This window comes from Nonomuraea purpurea (genome assembly GCF_042650645.1).
Lineage (GTDB): Bacteria > Actinomycetota > Actinomycetes > Streptosporangiales > Streptosporangiaceae > Nonomuraea > Nonomuraea purpurea.
Genome location: NZ_JBHSBI010000045.1, coordinates 13,373 through 35,321, shown reverse-complemented (window position 1 = coordinate 35,321; position 21,949 = coordinate 13,373). Strand labels below are relative to the sequence as shown.

Annotated in this window: 24 protein-coding genes, 1 tRNA gene, 1 pseudogene and 2 riboswitches; of the genes and pseudogenes, 9 read left to right on the top strand and 17 right to left on the bottom strand. The window is 70.5% G+C overall.

Translation table 11 applies throughout. The features are described 5' to 3' along the window. Positions 1-5: 5 nt before the first annotated feature. Both ACFOY2_RS50305 and ACFOY2_RS50300 read left to right on the top strand, forming a co-directional pair. On the top strand, positions 6-758 hold the full coding sequence (locus ACFOY2_RS50305; protein ID WP_379535291.1) for a toxin glutamine deamidase domain-containing protein: 753 nt from the start codon (positions 6-8) through the stop codon (positions 756-758). Continuing rightward, entirely contained in the window at positions 755-1,024 is a 270-nt protein-coding gene (locus ACFOY2_RS50300) for a hypothetical protein (protein ID WP_357823469.1), read from the top strand. The genes ACFOY2_RS50305 and ACFOY2_RS50300 overlap by 4 nt, the downstream gene beginning before the upstream one ends. 62 nt (positions 1,025-1,086) lie before the next feature. On the opposite strand, the gene ACFOY2_RS50295 is transcribed toward ACFOY2_RS50300, so the two are convergent. From ACFOY2_RS50295 to ACFOY2_RS50280, 4 genes are all read right to left on the bottom strand, one after another. Further along, a complete protein-coding gene (locus ACFOY2_RS50295; RefSeq protein ID WP_379535290.1) occupies positions 1,087-3,576 on the bottom strand; it encodes an ABC transporter permease in 2,490 nt (829 codons plus the stop codon). A 1-nt stretch (position 3,577) separates the two neighbouring features. After that, a complete protein-coding gene (locus ACFOY2_RS50290; RefSeq protein WP_379535289.1) occupies positions 3,578-4,330 on the bottom strand; it encodes an ABC transporter ATP-binding protein in 753 nt (250 codons plus the stop codon). 114 nt (positions 4,331-4,444) lie between these two features. Further along, positions 4,445-5,095, bottom strand: coding sequence for a response regulator (locus ACFOY2_RS50285; protein ID WP_379535288.1), 651 nt, complete (start codon positions 5,093-5,095; stop codon positions 4,445-4,447). Positions 5,096-5,108: 13 nt separating this feature from the next. Next, positions 5,109-6,269, bottom strand: coding sequence for a sensor histidine kinase (locus ACFOY2_RS50280; protein WP_379535287.1), 1,161 nt, complete (start codon positions 6,267-6,269; stop codon positions 5,109-5,111). 163 nt (positions 6,270-6,432) lie between these two features. On the opposite strand from ACFOY2_RS50280, the gene ACFOY2_RS50275 reads away from it, so the two are divergent. Continuing rightward, positions 6,433-6,909 (top strand): hypothetical protein, encoded by a 477-nt coding sequence (locus tag ACFOY2_RS50275; RefSeq protein WP_379535286.1) that lies wholly within the window; start codon positions 6,433-6,435, stop codon positions 6,907-6,909. Between the two features lie 6 nt (positions 6,910-6,915). Here the strand turns inward: ACFOY2_RS50275 and ACFOY2_RS50270 are convergent. After that, positions 6,916-6,988, bottom strand: a tRNA-Leu gene (locus tag ACFOY2_RS50270). A gap of 152 nt (positions 6,989-7,140) precedes the next feature. Continuing rightward, the gene (gene bcp / locus ACFOY2_RS50265; RefSeq protein ID WP_379535285.1) at positions 7,141-7,614 is read right to left on the bottom strand and encodes a thioredoxin-dependent thiol peroxidase; all 474 of its coding nucleotides are present in this window, start codon (positions 7,612-7,614) and stop codon (positions 7,141-7,143) included. A 149-nt stretch (positions 7,615-7,763) separates the two neighbouring features. On the opposite strand from bcp, the gene ACFOY2_RS50260 reads away from it, so the two are divergent. Continuing rightward, entirely contained in the window at positions 7,764-8,093 is a 330-nt protein-coding gene (locus ACFOY2_RS50260) for a DUF3618 domain-containing protein (RefSeq protein WP_379535284.1), read from the top strand. Between the two features lie 50 nt (positions 8,094-8,143). On the opposite strand, the gene ACFOY2_RS50255 is transcribed toward ACFOY2_RS50260, so the two are convergent. Next, a complete protein-coding gene (locus ACFOY2_RS50255; protein WP_379535283.1) occupies positions 8,144-9,337 on the bottom strand; it encodes an amino acid deaminase/aldolase in 1,194 nt (397 codons plus the stop codon). Between the two features lie 137 nt (positions 9,338-9,474). Here ACFOY2_RS50255 and ACFOY2_RS50250 point away from each other — a divergent pair, with 137 nt between their 5' ends. Beyond that, on the top strand, positions 9,475-10,074 hold the full coding sequence (locus ACFOY2_RS50250; protein ID WP_379535282.1) for a DUF6286 domain-containing protein: 600 nt from the start codon (positions 9,475-9,477) through the stop codon (positions 10,072-10,074). Continuing rightward, the gene (locus ACFOY2_RS50245; RefSeq protein ID WP_379535281.1) at positions 10,074-10,568 is read left to right on the top strand and encodes a hypothetical protein; all 495 of its coding nucleotides are present in this window, start codon (positions 10,074-10,076) and stop codon (positions 10,566-10,568) included. Before ACFOY2_RS50250 ends, ACFOY2_RS50245 begins: the two co-directional genes overlap by 1 nt. 37 nt (positions 10,569-10,605) lie before the next feature. Here the strand turns inward: ACFOY2_RS50245 and ACFOY2_RS50240 are convergent, their stop codons facing one another. The 4 genes from ACFOY2_RS50240 to gcvT form a co-directional block, all read right to left on the bottom strand. Further along, positions 10,606-10,755: a hypothetical protein gene (locus ACFOY2_RS50240; RefSeq protein ID WP_379535280.1), complete on the bottom strand. Its 150-nt coding sequence runs from the start codon at positions 10,753-10,755 to the stop codon at positions 10,606-10,608. 52 nt (positions 10,756-10,807) lie between these two features. Then, positions 10,808-12,184 (bottom strand): L-serine ammonia-lyase, encoded by a 1,377-nt coding sequence (locus ACFOY2_RS50235; RefSeq protein WP_379535279.1) that lies wholly within the window; start codon positions 12,182-12,184, stop codon positions 10,808-10,810. A 156-nt stretch (positions 12,185-12,340) separates the two neighbouring features. Next, entirely contained in the window at positions 12,341-12,730 is a 390-nt protein-coding gene (gene gcvH, locus ACFOY2_RS50230; RefSeq protein ID WP_379535278.1) for a glycine cleavage system protein GcvH, read from the bottom strand. Beyond that, on the bottom strand, positions 12,727-13,812 hold the full coding sequence (gene gcvT / locus ACFOY2_RS50225) for a glycine cleavage system aminomethyltransferase GcvT (RefSeq protein WP_379535277.1): 1,086 nt from the start codon (positions 13,810-13,812) through the stop codon (positions 12,727-12,729). The genes gcvH and gcvT overlap by 4 nt, the downstream gene beginning before the upstream one ends. Before the next feature lie 33 nt (positions 13,813-13,845). After that, a riboswitch (glycine riboswitch) is annotated at positions 13,846-13,945 on the bottom strand. Between the two features lie 21 nt (positions 13,946-13,966). Then, positions 13,967-14,064, bottom strand: a riboswitch (glycine riboswitch). Between the two features lie 93 nt (positions 14,065-14,157). On the opposite strand from gcvT, the gene ACFOY2_RS50220 reads away from it, so the two are divergent. After that, positions 14,158-14,982, top strand: coding sequence for a hypothetical protein (locus ACFOY2_RS50220; RefSeq protein WP_379535339.1), 825 nt, complete (start codon positions 14,158-14,160; stop codon positions 14,980-14,982). 32 nt (positions 14,983-15,014) lie between these two features. On the opposite strand, the pseudogene ACFOY2_RS50215 reads toward ACFOY2_RS50220, so the two are convergent. Next, positions 15,015-15,194 (bottom strand): annotated as a pseudogene (locus ACFOY2_RS50215) (winged helix-turn-helix transcriptional regulator); the annotation flags it as partial. On the opposite strand from ACFOY2_RS50215, the gene ACFOY2_RS50210 reads away from it, so the two are divergent. Then, positions 15,193-15,480 (top strand): DUF4287 domain-containing protein, encoded by a 288-nt coding sequence (locus ACFOY2_RS50210; RefSeq protein ID WP_379535276.1) that lies wholly within the window; start codon positions 15,193-15,195, stop codon positions 15,478-15,480. The pseudogene ACFOY2_RS50215 and the gene ACFOY2_RS50210 sit on opposite strands and share 2 nt — an antisense overlap. Positions 15,481-15,532: 52 nt before the next feature. Here ACFOY2_RS50210 and ACFOY2_RS50205 read toward each other — a convergent pair whose 3' ends face one another. From ACFOY2_RS50205 to ACFOY2_RS50190, 4 genes are all read right to left on the bottom strand, one after another. Further along, on the bottom strand, positions 15,533-16,225 hold the full coding sequence (locus ACFOY2_RS50205) for a gamma-glutamyl-gamma-aminobutyrate hydrolase family protein (RefSeq protein WP_379535275.1): 693 nt from the start codon (positions 16,223-16,225) through the stop codon (positions 15,533-15,535). A 13-nt stretch (positions 16,226-16,238) separates the two neighbouring features. Continuing rightward, positions 16,239-17,003, bottom strand: coding sequence for a 3-oxoacyl-ACP reductase (locus tag ACFOY2_RS50200; protein WP_379535274.1), 765 nt, complete (start codon positions 17,001-17,003; stop codon positions 16,239-16,241). Positions 17,004-17,098: 95 nt separating this feature from the next. After that, complete coding sequence (locus tag ACFOY2_RS50195) at positions 17,099-18,442, bottom strand: aldehyde dehydrogenase family protein (RefSeq protein ID WP_379535273.1); 1,344 nt, start codon at positions 18,440-18,442, stop codon at positions 17,099-17,101. A 2-nt stretch (positions 18,443-18,444) separates the two neighbouring features. Continuing rightward, positions 18,445-19,803 (bottom strand): glutamine synthetase family protein, encoded by a 1,359-nt coding sequence (locus tag ACFOY2_RS50190; protein WP_379535272.1) that lies wholly within the window; start codon positions 19,801-19,803, stop codon positions 18,445-18,447. Between the two features lie 120 nt (positions 19,804-19,923). Between ACFOY2_RS50190 and ACFOY2_RS50185 the strand changes: the two genes are divergently transcribed. Next, positions 19,924-20,628 carry a FadR/GntR family transcriptional regulator gene (locus ACFOY2_RS50185; protein ID WP_379535271.1) on the top strand — a complete coding sequence of 235 codons (705 nt, stop codon included), beginning with the start codon at positions 19,924-19,926 and terminating at the stop codon, positions 20,626-20,628. Here ACFOY2_RS50185 and ACFOY2_RS50180 read toward each other — a convergent pair. Beyond that, the gene (locus ACFOY2_RS50180) at positions 20,608-21,939 is read right to left on the bottom strand and encodes an NACHT domain-containing protein (protein WP_379535270.1); all 1,332 of its coding nucleotides are present in this window, start codon (positions 21,937-21,939) and stop codon (positions 20,608-20,610) included. The two genes, ACFOY2_RS50185 and ACFOY2_RS50180, sit on opposite strands and share 21 nt — an antisense overlap. Positions 21,940-21,949 lie beyond the last annotated feature (10 nt).

Below are 21,949 nucleotides of genomic sequence, written 5' to 3'. Positions count from 1 at the left end.
GGTCGGTGGGTGATGGGGTCTGGTTCGGCGGCGTGCCGGTGGCCAATGGGGGCTGGGCCGATGGTGGGCTGGAGGGTGGTGGGGCTGCGGCTGATGCCGCGGAGGCGCTTGATGTGCTGGCCAGGATCGCTGCCGAGGGTGACTGGTTCGATGGTCCGAGGCGGCCGCCGCGGTTGGCGGATTCCAGGCCGTACGGTGTGCCGGGCGGGCTCGCGAAGCCCGATCCGCACGTGGAGCGGGACTTGGCCGGCGCGCTGCGTCCCGGAGACCGCTTCCCCGACCCGCGCGGCACCTGGGTTCGGCTGGTGAACGGTGGCGGCCCCGCCGATGACCCGTTCCGGTCGTCCAACGCGGCCGACTGCGCGCTGGCCGTGCTGTCCACCTGGCACGGCGAACCTGCGGCGGCCGCGCCCCGGCTGCCCGAGTACGACAGGATCGGCCGGCCGGTGCTGACCGGCGAGCAGGGGAGCGCGGCCAGGATCGAGCGCTGGATCGGGCAGCTCCTTGAGTACCTGGGCCAGGGGCGGCACGCCTATCCGATGATCGCGCGCCGGCTGCTCGACGCAGGGCACGGGGCGGGCGCCGTCATCGTGGTGCGCTGGCCGGGCGGCGGCTCCCACGTGTGGAACGCCGTCAACTCCAATGGCGAGGTGATCTGGATCGACGCCCAGCGGGGTCACATGTCCGTCGAGCCGCCCTACACGACGGTGACGGGGGTGTTCTGCGCGATAGTCGACAGGAAGGGGCGGCCACGATGAAGCTGGACGAGGCCAGGGCGCTGGCCGAGGAGTACTTCAACGGGGTCAGGCAGCCGGATGAGGCGCTGTCGGTGGGGGTTTTTGGGTTCCTTGATGGATATGTCGCATGGGTACGGGAACTGGACCCCGACGATCCGGCCCAGTTGCCGGAGACGGTGGGAGGCGGCTGCATCGTGATCGACCGGGCCACGGGCGAGGTGGTGGCCCGGCCGCTGCTCGACCCCGAGACGGTAGCCGAGCTCTGGCCGGGCCGCACCCCCCGCTGACGCCCGCAAAGCGCCGGGAAAGGTGCTGCCCGGGTGGGCCGGAAGCGTCCGGGACGCGGTGGTCAGCCTCTTGCCAGTGAGCCGACGATCGACGTCCGGGCGGCGCGGCGGGCGGGCAGGACGGCGGCCAGCACCCCGGCCACCCCCGACAGCGCCACGAACAGCACGATCTGCCCCACGGGCACGGACAGCACGGCCCCGTCGAGCATCGCCATCATCGCGGCCCACCCGAAGACGCCCCCGAGCACGACGCCCACCAGCGCCCCGATCAGCCCGAGCACCAGCGCCTCGACCGAGAGCATCCCGCGCAGTTGCGGCCGGGTCAGCCCGAGGGCCCGCAGCAGGGCCGACTCCCTGGTCCGTTCGTGGACCGACAGGGAAAGGGTGTTGGCGATGCCCAGCAGCGAGATCAGGATCGCCAGCCCCAGCAGCCCAGTGATGATCATCAGCATCATGTCCAGCGTCTCGTCGAACTGCCCGCGTACCTCTGTCGAGCTCGACACCCGTACGACCGGATAGTCCGCCACGGCGGCGTCCACCACCTTGCGGGCCTGCTCGGGCGGCACGCCGTCCTTGACGTTGACCAGCACCCGTGAGTCGGGGACCGCTCCGAAGTACGTCTCGAACGGCTCTTCCGCGACCGTGACGGGCGGCAGCGACGACTGCGACCCGTCGAGCACCGCCACCACCTTCAGCGGCACCGTCCCGGCCTCGGGGGTCTTGAGCGACACCGACGCGCCGACGGCCACGCCGAGCGCCTTGGCCGCGTTCTCGTCCAGCGCCACCTGCCCGGCGCCGAAGCCGTCCATGGAGCCGGAGGTGACGTACGGCCGCATGGGCCCGCTGTAGGTGCCGACGTCGAGAGCCTTGCCCGCCACGGTCGCCTCGGCCTCGCGGATCTGCAGTACGGAGGCCAGTTCGGGCCGCTCGCGCAGCTCCCTGGCGACGGATCTGGGGATGACCGGGTCGCGTTCCTGGCTCGCCAGCAGGTAGTCGACAGGGAACTGCTCGTCCAGTTTGGCCGTCATCGTCAGCCGGGTGGAGGCCGTGACGACCGAGATCAGCGTCATCAGCGTCACGCCGATCGTCAGCGCGACGGTCGTGGTCGCGGCCCGCCGGGGGTTGCGGCCGGAGTTGTCCACCGCCAGCCGCCCTGGCACGCCGAACAGCCTGCGCGGGATCCAGCCGACCAGCGCGCTCAGCGGCTTGACCAGTACCGGGCCGAGGATCAGCACGGCCAGGAACGTCAGCGCGCCCCCGGCCATCACGACGAGGAGCGAGATCTGCTGACCGGGTTCGAGGATCAGCACGCCGGCGCAGGTCGTGCCGGCGCCCGCCAGGAGGAAGAGCGCGGCCGACAGGACGCGCGCCCGCCCCATGCGGAACGTCTGCTCCTCGACCTGGCTGCGTAGCGCGGCGATCGGCGCGACCCGCGTGGCCGACCTGGCCGGCAGCAGGGCCGCGCACATGGTGACGACGAGGCCGACGGCCAGGCCGATCGCGATCGTGGCAGGGCTGAGGGCGACGGCCGCGTCGGTGGGCAGCGGGGCGTCCAGCGCGTTCAGCACCGCCAGTGTGGCCGAGGCCAGGCCGTACCCGACGACCAGGCCGAGCACGGAGGCGAGCGCCCCCACCGCGGCCGACTCCAGCAGGACCGAGCCGAACACCTGGCCACGCGTGGCCCCGATGCACCGCAGCAGGGCCATCTCCCTGGTGCGCTGCGCGATGAGGATGTTGAAGGTGTTGTAGATGACCAGCGCGGCCACCATCATCGCGACCACGCCGAACAGCAGCAGCCCCAGTGTGAACATGCGGGTTTCGACCCCGGCCGCTCTGGCCAGGTCGTCGGCCAGTTCGGCGCCGGTCTTGACCACGTGGCCCGCGCCGACGGCGGCGGCCACGGCCTGCGTGAGGCCGGGCGCCTCGCCCGCGACGTCGATCTCGCTGTAGCCCTTCGCGCCGGTCATGCGCTGTGCCGTGGCCGTGGTGAAGCCGAGCGCTCCGGTGAAGGCCAGCTCCTGGTCCACGCCGGGGTCGAGGAGGCCGACGAGCCTGAAGTCGTGCGGGTTCCGCTCGTGGTCGAGCACGGTGATCGTCTCGCCGACCGTGAAGCCCTGGGCCCTGGCGGTGTTCTCGTCGAGCACGGCGGCCCTGTCGTCGGTTCCCGGGCCGGTGCCGGAGACGATGTCGGCGCGGTCGAGCGGGCCGAGGACGACGGACATGGCCGTGGTGGGGGCATCGCCCACGGTCTTGCCGTCCTTGCCGAGCAGCGGCGCGGGCCCCCTGACCAGGCCCTGAGCCTCGCGCACGCCGTCCAGCGCGCGCACGCGCCGCAACACCCGCTCGTCCAGCAGGCCGCCCGGCTTGCCCGGCAGGACGACGACGTCCACCTTGCCCGCGTCGGCCGTGACCCGCTGGGCGAATCCGGCCTCGACGGTGTCGTTCAGCACGAACGTGCCCGCGATGAACCCCAGCCCCAGCATGATCGCCAGGGCGGTGAGCAGCAACCTGAGCCGGTGGGCGCGCAGCCCGGCCAGCGTCGTCCTCAGCACCTCACGCCTCCAGCCGCACGAGCGTGTCCAGCACGGACTGCGGCGTCGGCGCGTCGATCTCGGTGACGAGCTCGCCGTCGCGCAGGAACACCACCCGGTCGGCGTACGCGGCCGCCACCGGATCGTGGGTGACCATGACGATGGTCTGGCCCAGTTCCCGAACGGACGTGCGCAGGAACGACAGCACCTCGGCACCGCTGCGCGAGTCGAGGTTGCCCGTCGGCTCGTCGGCGAAGATCACCTGCGGCTTGCTGATGAGCGCCCTGGCCACGGCCACGCGCTGCTGCTGCCCACCGGACAGCTCGCTCGGCCGGTGCCCGAGCCGGTCCTTCAGCCCGACGGTCTCGACGACCCGCGTGAACAGCGTTTCGTCGGCCTGGCGGGCGGCGATGTCCAGAGGCAGGCGGATGTTCTGCTCGGCGGTGAGCGTGGGCAGCAGGTTGAACGCCTGGAAGACGAAGCCGATGCGCTCGCGGCGCAGCAGCGTCAGCCGCCTGTCGGTCAGCCCGGTCAGCTGCACCTCGCCGATGTGCACGGTGCCGGACGTGGCGGTGTCGAGCCCGGCCAGGCAGTGCATGAGCGTGGACTTGCCGGACCCCGACGGCCCCATGATCGCGGTGAACGCGCCCGTCGCGAACGCCACGTTCACACCGCGCAGGGCGTGGACGACGGCGTCGCCCTGGCCGTACACCTTGGTCAGGTCGGCGGCCACCACCGCGGGCGGGGCCTGCCGCCGGGTTTCTGTGAGCGTCATATCGGCTCCAAACGTTCGTCGTGCACTTCAAGGCGCGAACCACGCTAGGAGCCGGAAACGCCCGTTCCATGAGCCCTGAGGAGGGACTTCGGGTCAGACCCCGGATGACCCGGATCAGACTTTCGGCCGATGGGACGGCACGACGATGCCCGCCTCGTAGGCGTACACCACGACCTGCGCCCGGTCCCGCAGCCCCAGCTTGGCCAGCACCCGGCCCAGATGCGTCTTCACCGTCGCCTCCGCCACCTCCAGGCCGGCGGCGATCTCCATGTTGGACAGCCCGCGGGCCACCATGAGCAGCACCTCACGCTCGCGCGGCGTCAGCTCGGCCGTCGCCGCCAGCTCCTCGGTCGGCAACTGGGCGGCGAAGCGGTCCAGCATCCTGCGCAGCGTGCTCGGCGAGACGACCGCGTCGCCCGCGTGCACCAGCCGGATGGCGTTGACCAGGTCGTCGGGCGGCACGTCCTTCAGCAGGAACCCGGCCGCGCCGGCCTTGATCGCCGAGAACGCGTACTCGTCGAGGTCGAACGTGGTCAGGATGAGCACCTTCGGCCCCTCGATGCGCCGCGTGGCCTCGACGCCGTCCATCGTGGGCATGCGCACGTCCATGAGCACGACGTCCACCTCGGTGCTTTCGAGCAGCTTCAGCGCCTCGGCCCCGTCACCGGCCTCGGCCACGACCTCGATGTCCGGTTGCGCCCCGAGCACCATCTTGAAGCCGGCCCGCAACAACATCTGATCGTCCACCAGCATGACGCGTATCACCGGGTCTCCTCCTCTATGCCGCCCTGGCCATGGGTAACCTGGCCAGCACCTCGAAACCGCCGCCCCGCAGGGGGCCCGTGCGCACGTCGCCGCCGTACAGGCCGACGCGCTCGCGCATGCCGATGAGACCGTGGCCGTCGGGGCTCTTCGGGGCCGCCGCGCCCCTGCCGTCGTCGGTCACGCGGACGACCAGCGCGGGGCCGGTGTAGTCGATCTCCACGACCGCGCGGACGCCGGGGCCGCCGTGTTTGAGCGCGTTCGTCAGGGCCTCCTGGACGATGCGGTAGACCGCGAGCTGCTGTCCTTCCGGCAGTTCGGCCGGCACGCCGCCGACCCGCAGGCGGGCGGGCAGCCCGGAGCCCTGGACGAGGTCTTCGAGCTGACCCAGCCCGGGCTGCGGGGTGTAGTCGGTGCCGGCGGCCTCGTTCTCGCGCAGGATGCCGACCATCCTGCGCATCTCGGCCAGGGCGGCGCGGCCGGTCTTGGAGATGGTCTTGACGGCCGTACGGGCCTGTTCGGGGTCGCTGTCCATGGCGAAGCCCGCGCCGTCGGCCTGCACCACCATCACGCTGACGTTGTGGGCCACCACGTCGTGCAGCTCCCTGGCGATCCTGGCGCGCTCGGCCGCGGCGGCCATCCTGGCCTGCTGGTCGCGCTCGCGTTCTGCCCGCTCGGCGCGCTCCTCCAGGCTCTCCAGGTAGCGCCTGCGGGTGTTGGCGTACAGACCCGCCAGCCAGATGGTCACCACGAAGATCGTGCTGGTGGTGAACATGCCGATCGTGGCGGAGTCCAGGCCCTCCAGAGCCATGAACGTCCCCAGCTCCGTCACCAGGCACGCCGCCAGCGCCCAGCGGAACGAGCACTGGTGCGCCACCGTCCAGAGCGCCACCAGGACCGCGAGGTTGGCGGGCAGCGGATCGACGCCCGTCAGCCACTGCCCGAAGCTGACCAGGGCGATGGCCGCGAACGACAACAGCGGCCGGTGGCGCCAGACCGCCAGCGGCGCGATCAGCGCGCACGACAGGCCGACGTGCCGGGCCAGGTCCAGGTAGGTGGGGCCCATCGCCGCATAGGGCACCAAGAGGATCCCGCACAGCGCGGCCAAAGGGGCGACCCGGAGCGCACCCACCAGCTTCTCGTGGCGTCTCGACCACACCCGTACCCTGCCGAACACATCATCACGATATGTAGAGCTGATCCGGCATGTGTCCGCCTGAAGGGTGAAGTGGGAGTACGACCCAGGTCTGAGGAGGCGGTGGTCTTACGCAGGTCTTACGGCGCAGGGAGCATCCTTGTCATTGGGAGCGCCCCTTGGGGGCGAGTAAAGGGAGATCGTGATGGCGGATCATGATCGCGACGTTGGGTCGCGCGGTGAAGAGGAAGCACCGCGCGACCCGGCCTCGGACGAGCCGACGGCCCGGCACCACGCCTCCGGCGAAGAGCGGCTGAGGTACGGCCAGGCCGCCTCAGAAGGGCCGCGTTACCCCACGGCGACCACGCCGGCCCCCGCCTGGGACCCGCCAGGACGGCAGGACTCCTTCAGAGGCTTCTTCCGGCAGCGGCCGGCCCAGATCATCGGCGCGGGGCTGCTCGGCCTCGTCGTCGGCGCGCTGCTGGGCGGCACGGCCGTGGCGGTGGCCGGCGAACTCGGCCACCGGAACGAGATGCGCGCAATACCCTGGGAGCACCCGCGCTGGACCGAGCGTGGTTTCCCGTCGCAGTGCTACCCCGTGGACGAGGGCGTGCGCTGCGAGATGGGATCGGACGAGGCCGTGCCGACGCTCGAGATGCCGCCGCCGACGCGGACGGGTTGAACTCTGTAGGGCCGGTGGGATTCGAACCCACACTAACAGCCACCTAAAGACTGCGCCTCTGCCATTGGGCTACGACCCCATGCGGGCACAGGAAGCTCGGATGCCGTCGACTTTGGAGCGAGAGCGGCCTTCCCTGCCACGTCCAGCCAATCTTACAACCTGCCGGACACGGATGAGGGCCCCCGCACGGGGCCTGGTGCGGGCCCATTCACCGGGCCCACGCGGGGGTGGTCAGGCCAGGCCGAGCTTCTTCTTGAGCGAGGCCACGTGGCCGGTGGCCCGCACGTTGTAAAGCGACTGCTCGATCTTGCCGTCGGCGTCGATGACGAACGTCGAGCGGATCACGCCCACGATCTCCTTGCCGTAGGACTTCTTGGGGCCGTAGGCGCCGTAGGCCTTGTGCACGCCCAGCTCGGGGTCGGACAGCAGCGGGAAGGTCAGGGCGTCGTGCTCGACGAACGTGGCCAGCTTCGCCGGCTTGTCCTTCGACACGCCGAGGACGACGAATCCCTCGGCGGTGAGCTGGTCCAGGCTGTCGCGGAAGTCGCAGGCCTGCTTGGTGCAGCCGGGAGTCATCGCGGCAGGGTAGAAATAGAGGATCACCCGCTTGCCGCGGTAGCTCTCGAGCGAGACGGTGCTGCCGTCGGCGGTGGGTAGCGTGAACTCGGGCGCGGCGTCGCCGGGCGCGAGCTTGGTTTCGGTCATTGGGCCCTCCTGAGTTCTCGCCGTCTACTGGGCCAACCTATCGGCCGCGCCGCCGTCCCGTACGGCGGGCCGACCTGACAGACTGATCACGACCACAACGGACGGAGCCCCGCACATGCGCGGCCACGCGTACGGTCGAGAGGAGAGCCATGGCTGACACCGATCCCGACGAGCTGGAACGGCGGATCGCGCGCACGCGCACGGAGTTGGCGCAGACGGTCGACGCCATCGCCGACCGCGTGAGCCCCAAGCGGGTCGCCGAGCGCACGGTGGCCGACGTCAAGAGCAGGGCAGGCCACCTCGTGGCGTCCGTGGGTGACGCGCTGGGGGTGACGCCGCGGCCTGTCGAGTACGCCGCCGACGCCGACCAGGTGTGGGAGGAGGAGCGGCCCAACCTGGCGCCGGTGCTGATCGGCGTCGGGGCCGTGCTGGTGGTGGGGGCGGCCATCGCGCTCTGGCGCCGCCGCCGCAGGCGCTGATCGGCAGGGAGAACACGCGCCTTCGGTGAAAGGCAGGCCCTATCAGCCCGTCAGAGGAATGTCCGTCCTTCACCCCGGTACGTCGGGACCGACTCCACCAGTGTGTCGCCGTCCACGAGGTGGAGGGCGTCGAAGCGTTCGCACAACTCGCCCGCCTTGGCGTGCCTGAACCACACCCGGTCCCCGATCCGCAGATCCTGGGCCGCCTGACCGAGCAGCGGGGTCTGCACCTCGCCCGCGCCCTCGTCGGGCGAGTACCGCAGGCCGGGGGGTAGGTACGGCTGCGGCAGGCGGCTCGGCTCCGGCGCGCCCGAGGCCAGGTAGCCGCCGCCGAGCACCGTCACCGTGCCCTGGGCCGGGCGGCGCACCACCGGCAGGGCGAAGAGCGCGGCCGGATGGCCGGACAAGCGGCGGTAGAAGTCGAACAGCCGGGGATGGAACAGCCCCGACCCGGCCGCCACCTCCGTGATCGCCTTCTCCCTGACCGTGGTCTCGATGGAGCCGGTGCCGCCGCCGTTGACGAACTCCAGGTCGGCGAGGTGGCGGACGGCGTTGACGATGCGTCCGCGCCTGACGAGGAGGTCCCTGGCCGAGCGGGCCTGCATGAGCCGGATGGCGCGGGTGTAGACGGCGTTCCCGGGCGGCGCGTCCCCGAGTCCGGCGATCTGGGCCTCGTACGCCATTAGCCCGGCCAGGCGGAAGCCGGGGCGCTTGGCGATGGCGGCGGCCAGGTCGGCGGCGGCGTCGGGCCCACGGATGGGGGAGCGGAGCGCCCCCGCCCGAAATTTCCCGCCGAAGGCGACATATCCCGCGTCGATGTCGATACATAACCGGATTTCGGCGCGTGGGCGTACTCCGGCCACGGCCGCGTCCACAAACTCCAGGTGGGCCGCGGAATCGATGGTCACGGTGATACGGTCGGCCGCCCGCGTGTCCCCGGCCAGCTCGGCGAGTGCCCGGCGGTCGGCCGTGGGGTAGGCCACGAGCAGGTCCGTGAAGCCGTGCGCGGCCAGCCACAGGGCCTCGGGCAGGGTGAAGGCCATGACGCCGTGGAAGCCGTCCATGGCCAGGACGCGTTCGAGGATCGCACGGCTGCGTACCGACTTGCTGGCCACCCTGATCGGCTTGCCCGCCGCGCGTCGTACGAGGTCGGCGGCGTTGGCCCGCATGGCCGCCACATCGAGGACGGCGAACGGCGCTTCAAGGGCCGCTGTCGCGCGATCGTAGCGCTGGCGGTCGTCCATACGGGCAGCGTAACGGCATATCGGGCAAATGAATATGAGCGCCTTTCATATTTATTTCGGCTGTCGTAATGTTCGGGCAAATAGGCGGCGAGGGCGCGGTTCAGGCACCACGCGCTCCATGTACCTCTGTCGTTGTGATGACCACGCTTCAGCAGATCCTGCCCGGCGCCGCCGTCACCACGCAGCACACCGGGCTGCGCAGGGCGAACAGAGTGCTCAGACCCGCGCGCACCCTCCCGGGCGCCCTCGTGTCGTTCACGCTGGCCGTGGGGCTCGGGGCAACGGCGGCGGAGGTGGTGTCGGCCCTGCTCGGCGCGCCGCTCGGCTGGGTCCCTGTCAACGAACTGGTCGAACTGGCGGGCAAGAACACCTGGAGGCAGACGCCCACCCTGGCCCTGGCACTGGTGGGCGCGGGCACGCTGATGTTGCTGCTGGGCGCGCTGCCCGGCCGTTCCACGACCGTGCCGGTGGAGACGTCCGACCCGCTGATCGTCATCGGCATCACCCGCTCGGGCCTGCGCCGCACCCTGCGCGCGGCCGCCCAGCAGGTCGCCGGGGTCGACAAGGCCCGGGTACGGCTGCGCCGGCGCACCATCGAGGTCACCGTCATGACCAGCGCGGAAAGCTCCGGCTCGATGCTCAGGCAGGTCGGCACCGCCGTAGGAGACCGCCTGGCCGGCGTGGGCACGCTCGGCACCGGCGAGGTCGTGGTCCGGCTGCGCAGAAGGGGGCTGTGATGAGGCAGTACACCGGCAACCGCGTCGGGCTGGCCGTCGTGGGCGGCACGCTCGCGTCCCTGGGAACCTACGCCTGGCTACGCGGCCACGACCGCTTCTTCGACCTGCCCCCCAACGCCAGGGTCCTGCCCGCGCAGACGACCCGCTCCCTGTCCGAGGAGCCGTGGCCGCTGTGGGGCCTGGCCCTGGGCCTGCTGCTCCTGTCGCTGGTGTCGCTGCGCTGGCTGCTGCTCTGCCTCGGCTGGGGCCGCCGCGGCGCCCACAACGGCACGGGCACCGCCATGCTCTTCGTCGGGCTCAAGGGCGTGGACGGGCTGAGCAGAACAGGCGTACGAGTGGGCGAGGACGCCCTGCGCATCACCCTGACCTGCCCTTCGGCAGCGGACGTGGGCGCCGTGGTGAACAAGCTCGACCAGGACATCGTCGGCCGGATCCGCCGCGAGATCCGCGACGACGAGGCGGGCGCCGTCGTCCGCCTCCACGTCCGCCGCTGACCTTCGGCGACCGCACGCCCCGTCGGCCCCTGGTCGTTTACCGAGCGGCCTCTTCATCCAGCAGTTCGTGCCGCTCATAACGCCCTTCGATCGCCTCTCGATAGGACTCGATCAAGCGGCGTGCGTTGGCCGGAGAACGAAGCAGGTAGTCCGTCTCCTGGAGAGCCTCGCCGACGGTGGTGGACACTGATCTCCCTCCTTCGATTGGCACAACTCTACGGTGCCACCCAAAGGGTTGGTCAGCACTCGATTACGTTGACGGCCAGGCCGCCCCGTGAGGTTTCCTTGTACTTGTCCAGCATGTCTCTGCCGGTGTCCCGCATCGTCTTGATGGCCTTGTCCAGGGCCACGTAGTGACGGCCGTCGCCGCGCAGGGCGATTCTGGCGGCGGTGATCGCCTTGTTGGAGGCGACGGCGTTGCGTTCGATGCACGGGATCTGGACGAGACCGCCGATCGGGTCGCAGGTCAGGCCCAGGTTATGCTCGATGCCGATCTCGGCCGCGTTCTCGACCTGCTCCGGCGTGCCCCCGAGGACCTCCGTGAGGGCCGCGGAGGCCATCGAGCAGGCCGAGCCGACCTCGCCCTGGCAGCCGACCTCGGCACCGGAGATGGAGGCGTTCTCCTTGAACAGGACGCCGATCGCGCCGGCCGTGAGGAGGAAGCGGACCACGCCCTCGTCGTCCGCACGGGGGACGAAGCGGGTGTAGTAGGTCAGGACGGCCGGGATGATGCCGGCGGCGCCGTTGGTCGGGGCGGTGACGATGCGGCCCCCGGCCGCGTTCTCCTCGTTGACCGCCAGCGCGAACAGCGCCACCCAGTCCATGACCTGCAGCGGATCCTTCTCGGCCGACTCCGCCTGCAGGCGGCGGTGGAGCTGGTTGGCGCGGCGCTTGACCTTGAGGCCGCCGGGCAGGACGCCCTCCTTGGAGATGCCGCGGTGCACGCACTCCGACATGACCCGCCACAGGCGCAGCAGGCCCGAGCGGATCTCGGCCTCGGTGCGGCCGAAGGCCTTCTCGTTCTCCAGCATGAGCGCCGAGATGGACAAACCCGTGTTCGAGCAGTGCTTCAGCAGCTCCTCGCCCGTGGTGAACGGGTAGGGGAGCACGGTGTCGTCCGGCTTGATGCGGTCGGCGCCGGTGGCCTTCTCGTCCACGACGAAACCGCCGCCGACCGAGAAGTACACCTTCTCCCTGAGCTTCTCGCCCGACGGGGAGAACGCGGTGAAGCGCATGCCGTTCGGGTGCTCGGGGAGGGAGATCTTGCGTTCGAAGACGAGGTCCTCGCCGGTGACGAACGGGATCTCGTGGGTTCCGTAGAGCTTGACCGTGCCCGAGGCGCGCATCTCGGCCAGGCGGTCTTCGACGGAGTCGACGTCGACCAGCTCCGGCTTCTCGCCCGACAGGCCGAGCAGGACGGCCTTGTCGCTGCCGTGGCCCTTGCCGGTCAGGCCGAGTGAGCCGTACAGGATGGCCTCGACGCGCGCGACCTGCCCGAGCAGGCCGTCGTCGTGCAGCCCGCGGGCGAACTTGTGCGCGGCCGCCATCGGGCCTCCCGTGTGGGAGCTCGACGGGCCGATGCCGATCTTGAACAGGTCGAAGACGCTGATCGCCATTGATGTGCGCCTTTCAGGAGAAGGAGGCGGGGCCCAGACCCAGAAGGCTGAGCCCCGGCCGGTCTCGAATTCGCCGGAGTTCCGGCTGTGTCCAATCCGCCGGAGTTCCGGTCCAATGAAATCCGCCGGAACCCTGGTCCAGTCCCGGCGGGGGTGTCAGGATTCGCCGGAGGTCAGGGCCGCGTACTCCTCGGCGGACAGCAGGTCATCCGCGTCGCTCTCCACGCGCACCCGGAACATCCAGCCCTCCCCGTACGGGTCGCTGTTGACCAGGCTCGGGTCGTCCACGACGGACTGGTTCACCTCGACGACCTCGCCGCCGACAGGTGTGTAGATCTCGTTCACGGACTTGGTCGACTCCACCTCTCCGATGGAGTCGCCTCCCTCGACGCTCGCTCCGACCTCGGGGAGCTGCACGAAGACGACGTCACCAAGGGCTTCGGCGGCGAAGGCCGTGATGCCGACGGTCACGGTGATGCCGTCGTCGAGCCCGGCCACCCACTCGTGCTCCTTGGTGTAGCTCAGGTCGTCAGGGATGTTGCTCACTTGTTCCTCCTGTAAAAGGGCAGCTCGACCAGGTCCATAGGTTCATGCCTGCCCCTGATGTCCACAGCCAGGCCTGTTTCGGCTCCGGTGTCCACGTAGGCCATCGCGATGGGTTTGCCCAGGGTCTGGGAGGGGGCACCGCTGGTGACCTCGCCGACGACGGCGCCGTCCTTGGTGACCGGGTAACCGTGGCGCGGCACCCGGCGGCCCCGGGCGACCAGCCCGACGAGGCGGCGTCGCGGCGCGTCGTCCTTGACCGCCTCGAGTGCCGACCTGCCGACGAAGTCGCCCGGCTTGTCGAATTTCACCACTCTGCCCAGTCCCGCGTCGAATGGGGTCAGCTCCGCGCTGAGCTCGTTGCCGTACAGCGGCATGCCGGCCTCCAGCCTGAGCGTGTCGCGGGCGGACAGGCCCGCGGGCTTGAGCCCGTACGGCTCCCCGGCCGCCGTGAGCGCGTGCCAGAGCGGCGCGGCGTCGTCGTTCGCCACGAACAGCTCGAACCCGTCCTCGCCGGTGTAGCCGGTGCGGGCGATGAGCGCCCGCCGCCCGTCCACGATCCCCGGCAGGCCCGCGTAGTACTTGAGCCCGGCCAGGTCGGCGTCGGTGAGCGAGGAGAGGATCTCCTGGGAGTGAGGTCCCTGGACGGCGATCAGCGCGTACTGATCTGATCGATCCTCAACCACCACGTCGAACGACTTAGCGCGATTTTTCAGCTCACCGCCGACTTTTTCGTAGTTCGATGCGTTTGCCACGACCATGAACTCGTCGTCCCCGAGCCGGTACACGATGAGGTCGTCGAGCACTCCGCCGCGCTCATCGACGATCATGGTGTACCTGGCCCGGCCGGGCACCAGCGCCGACAGGTGTCCGACCAGGGCGTAGTCGAGGGCCTGGCCCGCCTGCGGCCCGGTCAGGAAGATCTCGCCCATGTGCGAGAGGTCGAACAGCCCGGCCGCCTCGCGGACGGCCCTGTGCTCCGCGGACTCGCTGCCGTACCGGAGCGGCATGAGCCACCCCGCGAAGTCGGTCAGTGTGGCGCCGAGGCTCTCATGAACGTCTCGTAGCGGTGTCGGTCGGGACATTTGCGCACCTCAAGGCAGGATCGGATGCCAGCATCCTCCCCCTCTGTCATGGATGCCTGAGAGCTTCGCCCGAGTTTTACCGGACTTTCACCTTCGGCGAGGCCCCGCAGGCCTGCTTTCCAGAGGTCACCTCCCGGCAAGCCATCACTTGCCGGGCAGCCGCGCGGTCCTTTGCCTTGAGAGGTTCGCGGGGAGGGCTTGCTCCTTCAGGGGCCCTGACCGGCTGTCAGGGCACTCTCCCGCACGGTTTCGCCGGTGATGTCCGTCAGCCTAGTGCCGTCATGGGGTTGTTGTCGCGTTCTGGCGACCCGTGAACCGCTTTGGCGGCGCTCACGTTGAAAGGGCATGATCCCCCGTACGGCGGCTTTCTGCGCGATCGCCGCCCTCTCCCTGGTGTCCTGCGGCACCGCTCCGCAGACCGCCGCCGCACAGCGTTACGAGACCAGTCTCACGGTGCTCGAAGGCGGCGGGCACGGACCCCAGCTCTGCGCGGTGGTCGCGACTTCGCTCCCGCCTCAGTGCGAGGGCCCCGACGTGGTCGGCTGGGATTGGACCAAGGTGAAGCACGAGTGGCGCGGCGGCGTGAAATGGGGCGAGTACCGGGTCGTGGGCACCTGGGACGGCGCCCGGCTGACGCTCACCGAGCCGCCCGGCCCACCCGGGAAGCCGCCCGCCGCTCGGGAGGTGGACTTCACCAGCCCGTGCCCGGAGCCGCAAGGCGGCTGGCGGGCCGTCGATCCGGCCAGAGCGACGGAGAAGACGCTGGGCAAGGCAATGGAGCGGGCCATGACGGCGGCTGAGTTCGCGGGCGGCTGGATCGACAATTTCGGCCCGGAGCCCGACCCGTCCAAGAACATGGACGCGCGGCAGTACGTGCTCAATCTGAAGTTCACCGGCGACCTGTCGGGCAGGGAGGCGTGGATCCGCGAGGTGTGGGGCGGCGCGCTCTGCCTGAGCGGCGCCCAGCGCAGCGAGGCCGCTCTCAACGCCATCCAGCGGCAGGTCGAGAGCGAGGTGGGCGACGGGCTGATCTCGGCGTCGTCCAGCGTGACCCGCAACGTGCTCGAGGTGTCGGTATGGCTGGCCACTGACGAGTTGCGCCGCGCCGTCGACGCCAAGCACGGGGCGGGCGTCGTGGTGTTCGACAGCGTGCTCCGGCCAGTGAGGTGAGCCGGCGGGTCCGCGCGCCCCAGCGCCGGTTCGAGGTCGCGTCCGTAATCGGTGAGCTCGTAGACGACTACGCGCGCGGGATGGGGCAGCGCGCGACGAGTGGCCAGTCCTGCCTCTTCGAGCTGTTTGAGGCGAGCTGAGAGGTGACAAAGCACGCTTGCAAAGGGCAAACTTGCTGCTCGCGGGGTCCCCCGCGGAATGGAGAAACGCATGTCGTTCCAGGCATACCTCGACAACATCGAGGACAAGACCGGGCTGACACCGCGTGAGTTCATCGCCAAGGCGAAGGAGCGCGGCTTCGATGACCCGTCCGTGAAGGCCGGAGCGATCATCGACTGGCTGAAGCAGGACTACGACCTCGGACGTGGACACGCGATGGCGTTGGTGCACGTGATCAAGAAGGGGCCGAAGATCGACGCCAAACACGTCGGCAGCTCGGGTTCCCATCGCGACGAGTCAGACACGCTGTGGCTGGACGGCAAGAGCAACCGGCCCTGATGAACTGACCGGCTACCCGAGGCCCCGCGCACGTTGGCCTGAGTTCGGCGGGTCAGCAGGCCGCCACGAGGGCCTCGAAGAGGGCGCAGTCGTCGGCCGCCTCCGGGTGCCACTGCACGGCCATGACGAAGGGTTTGGCGTTCAGTTCGACGGCCTCGATCGTGCCGTCGTCGGCGGTGGCGGTGACCGTGAGCCCCGGCGCGAGCCGGTCCACGGCCTGGTGGTGGTAGTGGGGGACCTGCCGGGGGCTCTCGCCCAGCGCCTTGGCCAGGTGGGTGCCCGCGACCGGTGAGATCGGCAGGTGACCGAAGCGGCCGGGCTCGGGAGCGTGCCGCGTGTGGCCGACCACGTCCGGCAGATGCTGGTGGAGGCTCCCGCCGAGTGCCACGTTGAGCACCTGGAGGCCGCGGCAGACGCCCAGGTAGGGCAGCCCGGCGTCGAGGGCGGCGCTGATCAGGCCGAACTCCGCGTCGTCGCGGAACGTCCTGACGTAGCCGGTGTGCTCGTGCGGCCGCGCGCCGTACCGCGCCGGGTCGATGTCGCCGCCGCCGGCCAGGATGAGCCCGTCCAACCTGCCCACGACCTGCGCGGGCTCGCCGGCCGGCGGAAGCAGCACGGGCTGCCCGCCGGCGCGGACGACCTGATCCACGTACATCTGCGGCAGAAGCGCGACCGTCAGATCGCGCCACACCGTGAACGCGGCAGGCTCGACGTAGGTGGTGATGCCGATGATGGGACGTCGCACGTTCGAGACCCCGCTACAGCGGCGTGACGTAGGCGCCGGAGATGCCGCCGTCCACCAGGAACTCGCTGCCCGTGATGAACGAGGCGTCGTCGCTGGCCAGGAACGCCACCGCCGCCGCGATCTCCGACGCCTCCGCGAAGCGGCCCACCGGGATGTGCACCAGCCGCCGCTGCGCCCGCTCCGGGTCCTTGGCGAACAACTCCTGCAGCAGCGGCGTGTTCACCGGCCCCGGGCACAGGGCGTTGACCCGGATGCCCTCCCTGGCGAACTGCACGCCCAACTCTCGCGACATCGCCAGCACCCCGCCCTTGGAGGCGGTGTAGGAGATCTGCGACGTCGCCGAGCCCATGACGGCCACGAACGAGGCGGTGTTGATGATCGAGCCCTTGCCGCGCCGCCGCATGTACGGGATGACGTGCTTGCAGCACAGGTAGACGCTGGTCAGGTTGACCTCCTGGACGCGGCGCCAGGCGTCGATGCCGGTCTCCAGGATCGAGTCGTCGTCGGGAGGTGAGATGCCGGCGTTGTTGAAGGCGATGTCCACGCCGCCGTAGGTGTCGCAGGCCGTGCGGTACATCCGCTCGACGTCGGCCTCGCTGGTCACGTCGGCCTTGACGTACAGGCCGCCGACCTCGCTTGCGGCCTTGGTGCCCGCTTCCTCGTCGATGTCCACGCAGACCACCTTGGCGCCCTCGTCGGCGAACCGACGCGCCGTGGCCAGCCCGATGCCACTGCCCGCACCGGTGATGACGGCCACCCGATCTTGCAACCGCTCCACTGCCCTACTCCCTGCTCATTTGGTCGTTCACCCTTCTCATTCGCTGCGTGAAGGGCTTCGTTCCTCAGCCCTTCACTCCGCTCACTGCGTTGGATTCACTCCCAGTTAATAAAGACGTTCTTGGTCTCGGTGAAGGCCGCCAGGGCGTCCGGGCCGAGTTCTCTGCCGAGGCCGGACTGTTTGAATCCGCCGAACGGGGTCCAGTAGCGGACCGAGGCGTGTGAGTTCACCGACAGGTTGCCGGCCTCGACGGCCCTGGCCACGCGGAGTGCCCGTCCGACGTCGCGGGTCCAGATGGAGCCGCTCAGCCCGTACGGGGTGTCGTTGGCGATCCTGACCGCGTCCGCCTCGTCCTTGAACGGCACCACCGACACGACGGGCCCGAAGATCTCCTCGGTGAAGGCCCGGTCGGTGACCTCGGGGGTGAGCACGGTCGGCGGGAACCAGTAGCCCCTGCCTTGTGGGCACGATCCCTGCAGGTAGGGGGTGCCCTCGACGAAGCCGCGCACGCGGTCGAGGTGTTCCGCGCTGATCAGCGGGCCCATCTCGGTGCTCTCGTCGGCGGGGTCGCCGACCTTGACGTTCCGTACGGCCTCGGCGAGCCGGTCCATGAACGCGTCGTACACCTCGGCCTGGACGAGGATCCTGGAGCGGGCGCAGCAGTCCTGGCCGGAGTTATCGAAGACGGCATAAGGGGCAGTTTTTGCCGCTTTTTCGAGATCTGAGTCCGCAAAGACGATATTTGCGGACTTGCCGCCCAGCTCAAGCGTCAACCGCTTGACGTGCGCGGCCGCCTTGGCCGCGATCTCCTTGCCCACCTCGGTCGAGCCCGTGAACACGATCTTGGCCACGCCGGGATGCTCGACCAGCCGCGCCCCCGCGACCTCTCCTGCCCCAGGCAGCACCTGGAGCACCCCCTCGGGGAGGCCCGCCGCCAAGGCCAGCTCGGCCAGCCTCAGCGCGGTCAGCGGCGTCCATTCGGCGGGTTTGACGATCACCGCGTTGCCGGCCGCCAGCGCGGGCGCCATGCCCCAGGACATGGTCGGCATGGGGAAGTTCCACGGCACGATGACGCCCACGACGCCCAGGGGTTCCTGGAAGGTGACGTCCACGCCGCCGGCCACCGGGATCTGCCTGCCGTGGTTGCGCTCGGGGGCGCCCGCGTAGAAGTGCAGCACGTCGCGGACGTTGCCGGCCTCCCAGCGGGCGTTCCCGATCGGGTGCCCGGCGTTGGTCAGCTCCAGCCGCGCCAGCTCCTCGACGTGCGCGTCCACCAGGTCGGCGAAGCGCCGCAGCAGCCGCGCCCGGTCGCCGGGTGACACCTCGCGCCAGCTCGCGTACGCCTTCCTGGCACGCTCCACGGCCCGGTCGACCTCGGCCGCGTCGGCGAGCTCGACGTCCGCGACGACGTCCTCCGTCACCGGATTAATGATCTTCATGCTCACATCCGCTCGAACCCACGGAACATCTCCCAATCCGTCACCGCCGCGTCGAACGCGGCCAGCTCCACCCTCGCGTTGTTGGCGTAGTGCCCGACCACGTCCTCGCCGAACGCCTCACGCGCCAGCTTCGACCCCTCGAACAGGGCCAGCGCGTCGCGCAGGGTGTGCGGTACGGTCTCGGCGTCCGAGGTGTAGGCGTTGCCCTCGAACGCGCTCTCCAGCGGCAGCTCGTCGTCGATCCCGTGCAGCCCGGCCGCGATCAGCGCGGAGACCGCCAGGTACGGGTTGACGTCGCCGCCCGGCACCCGGTTCTCGATCCGCAGAGACAGGCCGTGGCCGACGAGCCTGAGCGAGCAGGTGCGGTTGTCGACGCCCCATTTGACGGCCGTGGGGGCGAAGCTGCCCGGCACGTAGCGCTTGTAGGAGTTGATGTTGGGGGCGTACAGGAGGGTGAGCTCGCGCATGCGGGCGACCTGCCCGGCGATGAAGCGGGCCCCGAGCGGCGAGAGCCCATAAGGCCCCTCGCCCGCCATGACCGGGTCGCCCTCGGCGCCGCGCAGCGAGATGTGGATGTGGCAGGAGTTGCCCTCGCGCTGGTTCGGCTTGGCCATGAAGGTGATCGACTTGCCCTCCTGGGCGGCGATCTCCTTGGCGCCGTTCTTGTAGATGGAGTGGTTGTCGCAGGTCCGAAGCGCCTCGTCGTAGCGGAAGGTGATCTCGTGCTGGCCCAGGTTGCACTCGCCCTTGGCCGACTCGACGTACAGCCCGGCGCCCTCCATCTCGCGCCTGATGCGCCGCAGCAGCGGCTCGATGCGGGCCGTGCCGAGCAGGGAGTAGTCGACGTTGTAGAGGTTGGCCGGGGTCAGGTCGCGGTAGGCGCGCTTCCAGGCGTCCTCGTAGGCGTCCTCGTAGACGATGAACTCCAGCTCGGTGCCGACGTAGGCGGCCAGGCCGCGCTCGGCAAGGCGGGCGAGCTGCCTGCGCAGGATCTGGCGGGGTGAGGCGGTCACGTCGCCGCCGCTCTCCCAGGCCAGGTCCGCCATCAGCATCGCGGTGCCCTCCTGCCACGGCACCCTGCGTAGCGTCGCCAGGTCCGGCTTCATCACGAAGTCGCCGTAGCCGCGTTCCCAGGACGACATCTCGTACCCGGCGACGGTGTTCATGTCCACGTCGACCGCGAGCAGGTAGTTGCAGCCCTCGGAGCCGTGGTGCAGGACCTCGTCCAGAAAGTAGCGCGCGGACAGCCGTTTGCCCTGCAACCGGCCCTGCATGTCGGCCACGGCGAGCAGAACGGTGTCGATCCGCCCGGCCGCCACGTCGGCGCGCAGCTCACTGACGGACAGGGACCCTTCGCTCACTATGGCGCTCCCATCTGGCCTGACGCATTCCAGTTGATTGGGCTAGTCTTAGACCATTGAGGTGTATAGCGGGATCGCTTGTCAAGACCTGAGGACACGTTGGACGAGTCGGCGCGTTTAATGACGGTGTTGCGCCCGGTCCGGGCGGGCAACGCCTTCGAGGAGACCGTGGAACGGCTGCTCCAGGCCATCAAGCTGGGCGTCGTCGCGCCCGGCGACAAGCTCCCGGCCGAGCGCGAGCTGGCCGTCCGGCTCGGCATCAGCCGGGTGACTCTGCGCGAGGCCATCCGCGCCCTGTCGGAGGCGGGCTACCTGGACGTACGGCGGGGCCGCTACGGCGGGGCCTTCGTCACCTACGTCCCCCCGAAGCCGGATCCGGGCGACCTGCGCGAGGCCGTCGCGGCGATGGGCATGGACGAGCTGTCGGACGCCCTGACCTTCCGGCTGGCGGTGGAGTGCGGGGCCGCCCAGGTGCTGGCCGCCTCGGGCCTGACGGAGGAGAAACGGGCCGTGCTCGTCCGCAGGCTCTCGGAGCTGAACGCGGCCGGCCAGGAGGACTACCGTCGCCTCGACACCGCCTTCCACCTGTCGATCGCCGAGCTGACCGGCTCGACCCTGCTGGCCACGACGTGCGCCGACGCCCGCTCGCGCATCAGCGACCTGCTGAACGCGATCCCGATGCTCCAGGTCAACCTCGACCACGCCGCCGTGCAGCACAGGGCCATCGTGGACGCCATACTCCGCGGCGACCCCGACGCGGCCCGCCGGGCGGTGACCGAGCACCTGGAGGGGACGGCGGCGCTCCTACGGGCGTTCCTGGCCTGAGCTGCGCAGATGCGCGCGCAGCCGTTCGTGACGGAACTGGTAGAGCGGGCCGATGGCGCGCAGCACGCCCAGGCGGTGCATGTCCTCCAGGAACGGCAGCAGGCGGAGCGGAAGACGGCCCGCGGCGGCCAGACGGCTCAGGACGAGAACACGGAGCAGCCCGGCGGCCGGTGACAGCAGGCGGCGCTCGGCGGGTGTGGCGAGCCGCGCGGCCACGCGCCACCGGCTCACGTCCTGGTGGGAGGCGAGCGTGCCGAGCCACCTCGTCGCGGCCTCCGGCGTCCAGCGCACGCGCCGGCCGGCCATGAGGGCGGGGACGACGCGGTCGAGGAGGTGCTGCCACAACTCCGGCTCGGTGGCCGAAGGGTCGGGGGCGCGTTCGGCGTGCACGGTGCGGATCAGCCACAACCCCAGCGGTGTCTCCGCCACGGCCGCCAGGCCAGGGGACGCCCGCGCCCGCAACGCCTCCACCCAGTCGTGCGAGCCGTCCCCCGGCAGGCAGGAACGCAGGTAGTCGGCGGCGACCTGCGGCGTCAGCGCCTGCGGCGCGATGACGGCCGCGCCGGTGAGCCCCCGGCCCCGGCTGACGGCCTCGTCGTACGCCGTCCTGCGGCTGGTGACGATCACCTGGCCCTCCTCGCCCAGGCCGCTGTTGAGCCGCCTGACGACCTCCGCCCTGGCAGCGGCCGGCAGCTCGTCCAGGCCGTCGAGCACGGGCAGCAGATGGCCGCCGCGCGCCAGCAGGCCGGGCGCGTCGTCGCCGAACTGCGGGGCGCGCAGCCCCGGGTAGTACGCGGCCACGCGATCGGCCAGCCAGCCGGTCAGGTCCTGGTGGCCCGAGGAGAGCCAGTCGGCCAGCGACAACATCACCGGCACCGGCTCGCCCTCGGCCGCCGTCTCCACCAGGCCCAGCAGGAGCTGCACCGCCAGGGTGGTCTTGCCGGTGCCCGCGCCACCCGTGATGATCAGCCGCCGGGGCCTGAGCGCGCGGAACCAGGCCACCGGATCGCCGACGGGGCGGCCGTGGGCGTGCCATTCCACCGGTATCGGGCGGGGGTCGTCGAGGGCGCGGGTGCGTGCCTCCAGCCGCCACTGCGCGCGGACGAGCTCGCGCAGCGCCGCCTTCGCGTCGCGGGCGGCCACGGGCGCGCCCGGACGCAGCAGCAAGATCGCCAGCGGCACGCCGAGTGCGACGACGGCGATCAGCGCCTGGGCCGCTCCCGGGACCGGATCGACGGTGCCGATGATCAGGGCGCCGAGCGCCGCAAGAGCGACCAGGGCCGCGATGGCCACGACGGTCCGCCGCTTCACGATCGTGAGC